This is a genomic window from Prolixibacter sp. DSM 2831, from assembly GCF_056493735.1.
Genome location: NZ_CM151379.1, coordinates 1,742,337 through 1,755,323, shown reverse-complemented (window position 1 = coordinate 1,755,323; position 12,987 = coordinate 1,742,337). Strand labels below are relative to the sequence as shown.

Genomic DNA, 12,987 nt, shown 5'->3' with positions numbered 1-12,987 from the left:
CATGGAAAGAATTATATCAAAGATTTTAAAAACAGACTTCAATAAAAACGTTCTGATATTATCTGGTGGTACGGTCATTTCGCAGGTTCTCTTGGTGGCATTTTCACCTATTTTGACACGAATATATACTCCGGATGCTTTTGGCTTGTATGCTGTATTCCTGTCCTTAATAGCGATAATTGGCAGCAACATTTGTCTAAAATATGACTTAGCAATCATGCTTCCAAGGAAAGCTGAAGATGTATATAAATTATCTTACTTGGCGAACTACATAAATATAACTTTGTCCACAATCCTCCTCATCATAATCATCATCGGCCACAATTTCATTATACCGTTGTTACATATTCAACACTCGAATATTTATTTATTCTTTCTTTTACCACTAGCAATATACTTCGTCGGCTTCAACTCCATTCTGGTTAATTTAAACAATCGTTTAAAAAACTACAAACCCATGGCTGTCTCAAACATAGCTAAAAACGGCACCATGATTCCAATTCAAATTTTCTTAAGTTTCTTAAAAGCATTTTCCCTGAGTGGACTCATCATCGGTCAACTCGCTGCATACCTTTCCGGCAATAGAATATTGAAGATAAATTCGTCTTTCAGTTTCAGACAAATGTTCCAACATAAACTGCACGATTTTAAAAATGTCTCTTTGAAATATCGTGAATTTCCATACTACGCATTTCCTGCAGGAATAGCGAACTCAGCTAGTTTGAATATCGCAAGCCTCTTAATGACTTCGATATATTCGATAAGCTTTGTAGGTTTTTTTGCACTCGCATATAGAATCCTCAGTGCCCCCAGTATTCTCATAAGTCGTAACGTTGCCCAAGTTTATTATCAGGAAGCCTGCGAGGAGATTCGAACGAAAGGAAATTGCTATTCAGTATTCAAAAGCACTCTCAAAAAATTGACGATTTTGGCAATTTTTGTTTTCGTCCCATTATTTTTCTCAAGTGAATATCTATTTCCTCTAATATTTGGGAATGAATGGAGTACAGCAGGAACCATTGCCAAATACTTAACTATTTTATCTGGTGTCAGATTCATCGCTTCAAGCCTATCTTATACTCTCAATGTGGCAGAGAAACAAAAATTGAATCTGGTAAACAACTCTTTTCTATTAATTACAAACCTGGTTATCTTCTATCTGGGATACATTTTTAAAATCAATTTTATCGATTTCATAAAGCTGTACAGCTTCGGAATAAGCTTTTTATATTTAATATTCCTTCTTTCATTTTTCCTCATTGCAAAGAAAACACGAAAAATCCCGGAATAAATAATTTACCAAAAGTCAAAATGGAGAATTTCATATCCGTCATAACAACCGTCAAAAACAGCTCCAAATACATAATTGAAATGTTGGAAAGCGTTAAGAGTCAATCACACAATAATTTTGAACATCTAATTGTAGATGACGGCTCTACAGATGACACGGTAAATAAACTGTATGACTTTCAAATCCGGAATACCGACTATCCGCTTAAAATTTTTCAACCAGGCAATATTGGGCGAGGCAGAGCATTGAATTATGCCGTGTCCAAAGCTAGAGCTAATTGGATTGCCATTATCGATTCTGACGATTTATGGCATCCCGAAAAACTTACCATACAAAGTGCGATTGTACAAAACAACAACGTAGATGCACTATTCACTGATACACAACTTTTCAGTTCAAAGTCAGAAATCATTATACACGAAGCTAGCACTCTAAACACATTAGCAATCATAAAACTACACAATCTACTAAAACACAACAGACTATCTCACTCATCAGTTCTTATAAGGAAACAGCTTTGCTGTTATGATGAATCCCGACATTCTCAATTTGATTATGAGCTGTGGCTGCGACTTGCTTCACAGAACAGAATTATTGCCAAAACAAATACAAAACTGGACTTTCACAGAATACACAAGGACCAATCATTTGAAAATACATCAGGGAAGAAATACTATTGGCGTTCCTTCAAATTGAAAAGCAAATACACCTTGTCAGAGCGCCGAATTATTATACTGATGTATAACACTTTTAAGTTATTTTACGACCTCTTCCTACCAAGAAATATTCGCTTAACGGTTAGAAAATTACTTAATCCAACAAACTAACTCATGCTCAACGACTTTACCATCTTATACAACTCTTTTTACTTTACCGTCGCGACCATTGTCTTGTTCTCAATACTGCTATTTTATAGCGACTACAACTACCGGAGACAGACAAATATATTTCTCATCATATCTACCTCTGTGCTTTATATCTTAATATTTGGAAGTAGAGATTGGAATATTGGTAGTGATACATACAGATACATATATACAATGAATAAATTCTCAAGCCTATCTGCACTAAAGCTCTATCAAATAAGAGATTTCGGAATTTATAGCATTTCTGTATTTCTAAATACAATAACATCAAATAAGCAAGCAATTTTATATACCATGGCAATACTTTACATGATACCGATTGCATTTGCATTCATAAGTTTAAAAATGGACCATACATTCTTGTTATTTTTTTGCTTTGTTAGTTTCTTCTTTTTCAAAAGCATGGGGGCAAATATTTTGAAGCAGGGGGTTGCAATTTCATTCTTTCTACTCGCCATTGTACTAATAACTAACAATTACAAACCACACCTACCGATAATATTTATGTCCGTCGCTTTTTTGTTTCACGCCTCAATTCTCATCCCAATAACATTTTTTCTGGTATCTAAGTACATCAAGAAAGTCCAGATACCGCTTATTGTCTACTTACTTGCAATTATACTCTCTTATTTAGATACGGATTTAATCAAACTATTGAATTCAGTTCCACTCTTAAATAAGCTTGTCAATTACCGATTACAAAGCTACATGCTGAGCACTAGCATTGGGATATACAGAACCGGCTTCCGAGCAGACTTTGTAATATTCAATTCGATATTTACTTTGGTCGGATTATATTTCTACAACCAACGCCACATCAAGATATTCTATCCTAACTATAAACGTTTCTTATTTTCATATATTTTAACCAGTTCGGTCTTTTTCCTCATGTTTCATATTCCTTATTCTGACCGCTTTGGTGTACTATCATGGGGATTTATTCCTTTTCTCCTTAGTCCTTTTCTATCTAAGCACGGAGAATACAAATACGGCCCCCTAAAACTATTCGCGTTTAGTCTACTATCGTTTATTCTCCTCAATATCATTTATTTCAAGAACCAAACATAATTTCCTCAGAAAAGTTTAAACATCCCCTTTTAAAACCAACTGAAATGAAGATTGTGATTATCGCGAGCAACGATTTCTCGCTGATTAACTTTCGTAAGGAGCTAATCCTGGAGTTTCGTAACCGCGGCTTCGACATCGCTGCTGCTGCCCCACCTGAACTTCCGATTGTCCGCCGGGAGTTGAACCGACTGGGTATCAAATACTATCCACTCACACTCAGCAAAAATGGAAGGAATCCGTTCAGAGACATACTTTTCTTTTTCTCCCTGTTGCGTATTCTCATAAAAGAAAAACCCGACTACCTGCTAACATATACCATTAAACCTGTTATTTACGGGAATCTGGCAGGCCGTTTTTTTAAACATCTGAAACGCTATTCTATCATATCAGGTCTGGGATACATAGCCAGCGAAAATGAAGTCAATTCCAGAAAACTGGTATTGCGTATTATCGACATTCTCTACCGTGCAAGCCTAAAAAATATCAATGGATTGTTCTTTCAGAATTACGAAGATGTGGCTTTCTTCCTGAAAAAGGAATACATCAATTCACCAGCCATAGCACAGGTAACCATGGGTTCGGGCGTTAACACACGGTACTTTACCCGGGAACCGCTACCTTACCGGGCCTTCCGTTTTCTCCTTGTTTCACGACTTTTACGCTCGAAAGGAATTGCCATTTACGCTGATGCAGCAAGAATAGTAAAAGAAAAGCATCCGACCGTGGAATTCGAAATACTTGGTGGTTACGACTTAAGCTGTGAAGACGCCATCACCCCTGAAGAGGTTCAGAACTGGGAACAGGAAGGCCTTTTTCACTACCGTGGGACAACCAGTGATGTTAGGCCATACCTGAAAGATTCGACTGTTTTCGTGCTTCCCTCTTACTACCGTGAAGGGATTCCCCGCTCGATTATGGAAGCGATGGCCACAGGGCGCCCCATCATCACCACCGATGCCATTGGCTGCCGGAACACGGTGAAACACGGACAGAATGGACTCCTTGTGCAACCGCGCGACGTGAAAAGTCTGGCCGACGCTATGATTTACATGGTGGAACACCCCGAAGAAGTGAAAGTTATGGCGGACAAAAGCAGACAAATGGCCGTGGACATTTTCGAGGTAACCGAAGTAAATAAAGTATTGCTTGAATACATGAATCTAGGAGTACATGTACCGGTATCTGTTCAAACCTTTGCTTGATTTTGTGCTGGCATTGATTGGTATTATCCTGTTAAGCCCGCTCTTCCTCATTATACTCGTCTGGTTGACTATCTCGACCAGAGGCAACCCGTTTTTCAATCAGGAACGGCCCGGTAAAAAAGGAAAGCTATTCCGGTTGTACAAGTTCAGAACCATGAACAACAAACGGAACAAAGAGGGTGAACTGCTGGCCGATCACCTGCGGGTAACCCGTACGGGCAATTTTCTTCGAAACTCTTCGCTCGACGAAATTCCCCAGTTACTGAATGTATTGAAGGGTGAACTGAGTTTAATTGGTCCCCGCCCACTGCTGAAACAATACCTTCCCCTTTACAACGAACGCCAGGCAAAACGTCATGATGTAAAACCAGGGATTACAGGCTGGGCACAGGTAAACGGAAGAAATGATCTAAGCTGGGAGGAAAAATTCGAATACGATGTATACTACGTTGAGCATCTGTCGCTCAATCTTGATATAAAAATACTTTACCTCACCATTACCAAAGTATTCAAAAGGGAAGGAATTTATGCTCCTCACCGCGAAAGAATGGAATATTTTAAAGGAACCACCACATGATAACTAAAACACTAAAGGCCGGAACCGAATCTGATTTTCGGGAATGGCAAAGGTTATGTGCGAATATAACCGACTGCGACATTTGTTTCTACCCACAATATTCCTTGCTGAGTGAAACAAATGACGAAGGAGAAGCAACCTGCTTTGTTTATCAAAAAGATGACCGTGATTACATCCTATTTCCCTTCCTAAAAAGAAAAATCAACAACATAAGTCTATTCTCCCAACTCAGAGAAACTTATTACGACATTGTATCGCCGTATGGCTATGGAGGCTATCTAAAAAGCGATTCTTGTACCATTCCGATGGAAGATTTCCTCAAGGCCTTTCATCAGTATTGTCAGGAGCAACACATTGTTTCCGAGTTTGTGCGTTTCCATCCCTGGTTGAAAACACACGAAGGTTGCGACACAGAAATAGATGTCAGCTTATACAATCAGGTCGTTGCCATCGACACGGCCAAAACAGCTGAAGAAATATGGAGCGACTTCGATAGAAAATGCCGCAACCGAATCCGCAAAAGTGCCAAGGAAGGAGTCACCATCGAGATAGACAGCTCTCCTAAAGCAATCGAGCTTTTCTTGCCACTATACACCGATACCATGTCTCGAAATGAAGCGAATCTTTACTATTATTTCTCAAAGGATTACTTTCAAAACATGGTGAAACTGCTGGACGGTAACATCACCTTTTTCCACGCCTGCCTTAACCATGAGATTATTGCATCGATTCTCGTTATTACCGGTGGTGCATTTGCCAATGCTCATTTGGCCGGCACAAATACAGCCTATCTTCATCTCTCGCCCATGATGGCTCTCTTTCATGAAGCCGCCATTTGGGCCGGTAAGCAAGGTTACCGTTACTTCATATTAGGAGGTGGCCGGTCATCTTCTCCGGACGACAGCTTGCTGAGAATGAAGACCAAATTTGCCAAAGAGACGATTTCGTTTCACACGGGAAAAAAGATCCACATACCCGATGTTTACAAAGAATTATCGCACCTGAAAAAAATTCATATCCAACAAAACAAACTGGATATTCTCCATACAGAATATTTCCCCGAATACCGAAATATTCGCTTCCACTCACCTACTTATTCATCTGCATTATAAAAACCGATAGTCGTATGGAACCAGAGAGAGATAAGAATTGTCAGTTTGCACATGCTGAGGAGATGTTTGCCAAAGACCCCATCGGGTTACGAATCAACTTAGCTATAGTTGCTTTTCTACGGAAAATCAAATTTTACTTGTATTTCCGCAAGGTCAAATATTTTCTGGGATTCCGAACCCATTATTCCGGAGCATCTGCAACACCCAGGTTCATTGCTGAGCCTAAACCGCAAGTAGTCAAAAAACCGACGGGCCCGTTGAAACAGGGTGATTGGGTAAGAATCAAATCGAGAGAAGAAATACTGAAAACCGTTGACGAGAACAACAAACTGGAAGGATGCGTCGTCATGCCCGAGATGTGGCAGTACTGCGGCACCGAAACCAAGGTAGTCAAACGCGTTGAATACTTCCTCGACGAAGCCAACTACAAAATGAGGAAGATGCGAACCACTGTTTTACTGGAAGGTTTGCATTGTTCCGGGAAAATGCCCGGCTACAAAGCAGTATGCGACCGAAACTGCTTTTTCTTCTGGAAGGAAGCGTGGCTGGACAAAATCGATGCACCAGTAAACGAAAAGCCGCATAACATAGACGCTAATCAACAAGCAGAGCAAATCGAAACGAACACAAACCTCAACAGATAAGCACAATGGAGAACAAAATATGGTTGTCATCTCCCCATCTGAGCGGCCATGAATTGCAATATATCGTCGAAGCAATTCGGACCAATTGGGTGGCTCCTTTGGGCCCCAATGTCGATGAATTCGAGCAAGTGTTGGCCCGCTACAACCAGGTACAGGATGCTGCAGTGCTAAGTTCAGGTACTGCAGCATTGCACCTGGCGTTGATCATAATCGGAGTAAAATCCGGCGATGAAGTGATTGCCTCCTCTCTCACTTTTTCCGCTACCATTAATCCGATAATTTACCAGTGCGCACATCCGATTCTAGTAGAAAGTGAACCTCAAACATGGAATATGAGTCCGGATTGGCTGGAAACAGCCATTAAAGCCCGCGTGAAAAGAGGAAAGAAACCCAAGGCCATTATTCCCGTGCATGTTTACGGTATGCCGAGCAAAATGGAAGAAATCATGGAGATTGCGAATTACTACCAGATTCCGGTAATAGAAGATGCAGCCGAAGCATTGGGCAGTCGCTACAACGGACAAGCGCTTGGTTCAATAGGTGCAATGGGAGTTCTCTCATTCAACGGGAATAAAATTATCACCACTTCCGGTGGTGGAGCGCTTTTGTCAAACGACAAAAAATCGACAGCCAAAGCCCGATTCCTCTCCACGCAGTCCCGCGATCCAGCTCCGCACTATCAGCACAGCGTTATAGGTTATAATTACCGGATGAGCAATGTAACAGCAGGCATCGGACTCGGACAAATGGAAGTCATCGACCAACGTGTTGTTCAGCGACGAAAAAACCAACTATTCTATCGGGAACTATTTTCCGGTATACCGGGAATATCCTTCCAGGAAGAGCCGGATAATCGATTCTTCTCCAACTATTGGCTGACAGCCATTACCATCGACGATCGTCAGACCGGGGGCATTACCTGTGAAATGCTGCGAAAAGCATTCGCAGCCGAAAATATCGAATCCCGACCGCTCTGGAAGCCGATGCACCTGCAGCCTGTTTTCCGGAGATATCCGTTTTATGGTGATGGAACATCAGAAAGATTATTCCGCAAAGGGCAATGTCTACCCAGTGGTTCCAATTTAACCGACGGAGACCGGTTACGTATAGCTGGTGTGATCAATCGTTTATTTGACAGGAAAGAGACACACCATACCGCTATCCCATCCCAAAATTCAGAATCAATAAGATAAAATTGAACAATCCGACCAACTATAGTATGAAATTAGACACCGACTCTTCAACTGATCGAAAGTTCTAACGAATTAACAACTAATACTCCCCTCCTCAGGATAATGCAAAAAACACCCTCATTATCTAATTTAAGTTACCTAAATTACTATGCTTCGCCTACTCCAAAAATTCCTGGTCCGACACATTGTCCCGCGTGGTCTGGTGTTAGTCATGGACCTGTTCGTCACTGCTATCAGTTTCGTTCTCGCTTATCTCCTCCGGTTCAATCTGGATCCCGCCGTTGTTGATATACAACGGGCAACGAGTCATTTCCTGGTTGCTCTTCCGGTTTACATCGGAGCCTTTCTGTTCTTTGGTTCATTCAGTGGAATCATCCGACATACAACTATTCAGGATGCTGTTAAGCTGGTTTTGGCCATGTCAACGGGAGTCACTACCCTGTTGTTCCTGTCCACTGCCGCGCGAACTTTTCCGGATATGAAATTCCTCGTGATTCCCTATTCAGTTATACTGATTCACTATTTCACCACCACTGTTTTATTGGTGGGAAGTCGGATGGCTGTTAAGGGAACTTACCAATACTGTTTTCTCCCGAGCAGCCCGCTCAAACGAGTAATGCTATTCGGTGCGGGAGAACTCGGACTCATTACGCTCAACGTATTGGAACAAGACCATATTTCCGGTTATAAAGTTGTTGGATTTATCGATGACAAACGGACCCTTAACGGGAAAACGCTTAACGGTATCCCTATTTATTCAGCCCGGCAAGCCTTCCGCAGAGTCGTCAAGGCCGAGTTGGTTCAGGAAATTATTATTTCCATTAATCAGCCAAATATTTCGCCAACGCGGAAGAAAGAGCTACTGGAAATGTGCCTGGATAATAACATCCAACTGAAACAAATTCCCGCTGTAAACGATTGGATGAACGGCCAGTTGAATTCCAAACAGATCCGGAATGTCATGATCGCCGACTTACTTAGCCGGGAGGCTATTCATCTGGAAATCGACAAAATCAAGGAAGGCCTCAAGGATTCGATCATTCTGATAACCGGTGCAGCCGGTTCAATTGGCTCCGAAATTGTGCGTCAGCTCATGGCTTTCGATATCCGTCATGCCATTCTGTATGACCAGGCTGAGACACCACTGTATGATTTGCAAAACGAATTGAAAGTAAAATTTCCGAAGACTTCCTTCGAACTCATTATTGGAGATGTACGCGACCCGTTCCGTTTGTACCAGGTTTTCGCCAGATATCAACCCGACATTGTCTTCAATGCCGCGGCCTACAAGCATGTTCCATTGATGGAAGCACACCCATACGAGGCCATTCGCGTAAACATTGGTGGAGCTTTGTTACTTGCCGATCTGTCAGTGCAATTCAAAGTAAAGAAATTCGTGATGCTGTCGACCGACAAAGCAGTCAATCCCACCAACGTGATGGGAGCATCCAAACGAATTTGCGAAATATACATTCAGGCATTATCGCAAAAAGAAGGTATTACCACCCAATTTATCACCACACGCTTCGGCAATGTACTTGGTTCTAACGGCTCAGTTGTTCCCCTTTTCCAGAAGCAAATTGAAGAAGGAGGTCCCGTTACTGTCACTCATCCCGATATCACCCGTTTCTTCATGACCATACCGGAAGCCTGTCAATTGGTCCTGGAAGCCGGCTTTATGGGCAACGGCGGTGAAATCTATGTTTTTGACATGGGTAAACCGGTAAAGATTTATGACCTCGCCAAAAAGATGATCTCACTTTCCGGGTTTGTTCCTGAACAGGACATTGCCATCAAATTCACGGGATTACGCCCCGGAGAGAAACTCTACGAAGAACTCCTGGCCAATAAGGAAAATACATTACCTACTCATCACCCGAAAATTATGATTGCACAGGTACGGAAGTATCCGTACGAAGAGGTAAATGCAAGCATCCGAGAGCTGCTTGCTGCTGTTCAACTCGAAGATGAAGAAAAACTGGTCAGCCGCATGAAGTCATTGGTTCCAGAATTTATTTCACAAAACTCCCGATTTACCAAATTCGACAGGGAACAGCCTGTTGGTCCGCGTTTAGTCAAAAGCAAAAGAAAGTCCAAAAAGAAAATATCAATCACCTGAAATACCTAACACTTAAAACTCAATCTTTCCCAAATACATCCTAAGACCAATTTCGTTGTCTGTCATCCGGAATGCAGCTTCCCAGGCTGCGTTCCGGATCTTTTTTGTGTCATTCTCAGGGCAAAACCATTTTCTGTTCTGATACATTCCATCCTTCCGCCACCAATTTCAATTGCTTCATGTCAATCTGTCCAAAGTGCTGACTCAAATCTAAATCAACCTCCTTCTCCTCGCCCGGTAACAGGGTGAAATAATTTCGGTTGAAAAAGACCGGCAAAACCAACTCATCCGTTTTCTCATTCACTACTTTTAAACGGATAAAGAAAGCGGTCTCGTTGCCGGGATTCAGAATGCGCATGCTGTATTTTCCATCAGCCGTTTTTTCCATTTTCACTTTTACAGAAGTCGGCTTCAACTGATTCAGCTGCTCATACGATTTTGAATTTTTCGATAGCCAGTAAAGATTCTCATCAACGTCCTTTTCATCTTTGTCTTTCAAAGTCAGCTTCAGAAAGTAAACTTCGTCTGTATCATCGGCTGGCAGTTTCACTTTTCCCAACATCGTAACAGAATTAGCAACAGCATCTTTCTTCTCTGATTGCTCATCCAGTTTCTTACCATGAATAGTATAAAGTGTTGTTATAGCGGTCAAACCTGATTGCTTAAAAGGTGTCTGATTCACAACGCACGCCACAGAATCATTCAGATTCAACTGAATATGCACCGGCTGCGCCGCTTCTTTGTAACCAAAATATCCACCGGTATAATCTAGGTAGTAATCGTAGAAGAAACCACGCAAAGCCGTCCACGGATTTTGATTCTTCCAAACCAACATACCGGTATAATCACTCCACATCCGGAAGTTGAAGCCCTCCTGCAGCGCGCGATACTGTTCATAACTCACAATTTGTGCCTTCCGGCAGAAATCGTTGATGTCTTTCACTTTACCATATCGGGCAGGAAAATCATGTAACGGAATGTATTTGTGATATCGCCACGACTCGGGAACCCAGTTACCTTTCGGTGGAACCAAATCCCTGGCAGGAATAAATTTTTTCAGCGATTCAATATTGGCCATGCCAATGGAACCAATTTCCGGATTGAACGGATAAGATTTGGTTTTAAAAATCCAGTCAGGCTCCAGAATTCCGTAGGGACCGTCGCCATTTCCGCCAATCGTATTTTGCATCAACTGTGTCCCGGTCGATTCCTCCAGGTAAAGCCGCGTACCATCCGTTTGTGGAATGACATCATCCCTCAACGCCGCATTAATATCTTCAGCCGGGGTATATTCATTTCCACCGCACCATAGATAAAGACTCGGGTGGTTCCTTAGCATTTTTATCTGGTCTTCGGCTGATTTCAGAAAAAGAGAATGGTCGTCGGGATAGGCATGCCGGCGAGTCTGTGATTCCTTCTTCAACGGATCAGGCCAGCGCCCGTTGCAATCGCCGGTAACCCAAAATTCCTGCCACACCAGCAAACCGTATTTGTCACAAGCATCGTAAAATTCAGGCCGTTCGGTAATGGAACCTCCCCAAACCCGAATCATGTTCATATTCATCTCTGCATGCATTCGAACTTCCGCGTCGTACCGCTCCTTCGACAAACGCAGCATCGCATCCGAGGCAATCCAGTTTCCCCCTTTGATGAATACTTTTTGACCGTTCACCAGAAATACTCTCGCTCCAATCTTCTCGTCGAAATAACTGCCAGTTTCCCGAATACCGAAAGTTACCAACTGTTCGCCAGAAACTTTTCCGTCTTCCACAAAAGAAACCTTCAGCGTATACAAAGGATGTTTTCCCATTCCATTAGGCCACCACAGTTTCGGGTCAGTCACCTTTATTTCATCCAGACCAACTTCCGTTTTCTGGGAAGGTTGAAGCGTCACCTTACGGGAATAACTTTTCCCGTTAAGGATAACCTGCAACACACCGGTTTGCTTGCGGTCCGTAGCATTTTTCAACTCCGAAGAAACCTTGACAAACGCAGGCTCTTGTTTCAAACCCGGTGTTCTTTTTCCGGGAACACGAGTTATTACATGTGGATTCAATACATCAACCGCGCCGGTAACTTCCAGGCTAACTTTGTCCCATATTCCGGTATTGCGATCATGCATTGGGCAAATCCAATCCCAACCAGCTGTGCATTGCATTGTCACATTCCGGGCAATAGTTCCGTCTCCGCCCTGTCCACGCGATGCATTGCCTTCCGGCGAAGGAGGCTCCACCAGTATAGCAAGTCGATTGACTTCACCCGGATGATAAAGACCGGTGATGTTGTATTTCTCGCGCAGGAACATTCCTTCGTGGGTATCCGTATTCACCCTTTTCCCGTTAAGGAAAATATTTGCCGCATAATTGATTCCCCGGAATTTCAACCAGACCTGTTCGCCCTGTTTCACCTTCAACTCAGGCAATTCGGTGTAAAACCAATAGGTATAATAGTCTCTTCCGACATCGTGAATGTCCGGTATTTCTTTGTTGTTCAAACCCACAAATGGATCGGGCACCAAATGATTGTGCAACAGCGTGGTTAACACGGTACCGGGAACGACAGCATCCATCCAGCCGGTGTGCTGGTAACCAGACGAAGTAATCACAGTACCATCCACCTGGACGTCGGCTTTTCGTTTGGCAACCCAGTGCGAATCCAGGCTAATATCATGCTGTTGCGCTTTCGCCGAAGGCAAATAAATAACACTGAAACACAAGAAAATAAACAGGAAATACGTTCTCCTCATAATTAGTTAGTTTAAGCGTACAAATGGATAAAATTCACGGAGACAAAATATGGAATCGACGGTGAATCCAAATAACATTTAAAAAGTAATTGCTTTCAACTTAACAGGAATGTCATACAGGACAGGGGTATTACGAACCCAATGGTTTTCAACTTTATTAAGCAATATA

General features: G+C 42.3%; 10 protein-coding genes. 9 read left to right on the top strand and 1 reads right to left on the bottom strand.

Translation table 11 applies throughout. The features are described 5' to 3' along the window. Position 1: 1 nt before the first annotated feature. The 9 genes from AC060N_RS07005 to AC060N_RS06965 all read left to right on the top strand — a co-directional run bounded on the left by AC060N_RS07005 (position 2) and on the right by AC060N_RS06965 (position 10,072). Positions 2–1,291 (top strand): lipopolysaccharide biosynthesis protein, encoded by a 1,290-nt coding sequence (locus tag AC060N_RS07005; protein WP_479526462.1) that lies wholly within the window; start codon positions 2–4, stop codon positions 1,289–1,291. A 20-nt stretch (positions 1,292–1,311) separates the two neighbouring features. Continuing rightward, positions 1,312–2,118, top strand: a complete 807-nt coding sequence (locus AC060N_RS07000; protein ID WP_479526461.1) for a glycosyltransferase family 2 protein — start codon at positions 1,312–1,314, stop codon at positions 2,116–2,118. Positions 2,119–2,121: 3 nt separating this feature from the next. Next, positions 2,122–3,225: an EpsG family protein gene (locus AC060N_RS06995; protein WP_479526460.1), complete on the top strand. Its 1,104-nt coding sequence runs from the start codon at positions 2,122–2,124 to the stop codon at positions 3,223–3,225. Positions 3,226–3,269: 44 nt separating this feature from the next. Then, the gene (locus tag AC060N_RS06990) at positions 3,270–4,427 is read left to right on the top strand and encodes a glycosyltransferase family 4 protein (protein ID WP_479526459.1); all 1,158 of its coding nucleotides are present in this window, start codon (positions 3,270–3,272) and stop codon (positions 4,425–4,427) included. Continuing rightward, entirely contained in the window at positions 4,396–5,004 is a 609-nt protein-coding gene (locus AC060N_RS06985) for a sugar transferase (protein WP_479526458.1), read from the top strand. The genes AC060N_RS06990 and AC060N_RS06985 overlap by 32 nt, the downstream gene beginning before the upstream one ends. Further along, on the top strand, positions 5,001–6,116 hold the full coding sequence (locus tag AC060N_RS06980) for a lipid II:glycine glycyltransferase FemX (protein ID WP_479526457.1): 1,116 nt from the start codon (positions 5,001–5,003) through the stop codon (positions 6,114–6,116). The genes AC060N_RS06985 and AC060N_RS06980 overlap by 4 nt, the downstream gene beginning before the upstream one ends. A gap of 14 nt (positions 6,117–6,130) precedes the next feature. Next, positions 6,131–6,760 carry a hypothetical protein gene (locus tag AC060N_RS06975; RefSeq protein WP_479526456.1) on the top strand — a complete coding sequence of 210 codons (630 nt, stop codon included), beginning with the start codon at positions 6,131–6,133 and terminating at the stop codon, positions 6,758–6,760. A 5-nt stretch (positions 6,761–6,765) separates the two neighbouring features. Beyond that, positions 6,766–7,953, top strand: a complete 1,188-nt coding sequence (locus AC060N_RS06970) for an aminotransferase class I/II-fold pyridoxal phosphate-dependent enzyme (protein WP_479526455.1) — start codon at positions 6,766–6,768, stop codon at positions 7,951–7,953. A gap of 148 nt (positions 7,954–8,101) precedes the next feature. Next, entirely contained in the window at positions 8,102–10,072 is a 1,971-nt protein-coding gene (locus AC060N_RS06965) for a polysaccharide biosynthesis protein (RefSeq protein WP_479526454.1), read from the top strand. A gap of 115 nt (positions 10,073–10,187) precedes the next feature. Here AC060N_RS06965 and AC060N_RS06960 read toward each other — a convergent pair whose 3' ends face one another. Next, positions 10,188–12,818, bottom strand: a complete 2,631-nt coding sequence (locus tag AC060N_RS06960; protein ID WP_479526453.1) for a glycoside hydrolase family 2 protein — start codon at positions 12,816–12,818, stop codon at positions 10,188–10,190. Between the last annotated feature and the right edge of the window lie 169 nt (positions 12,819–12,987).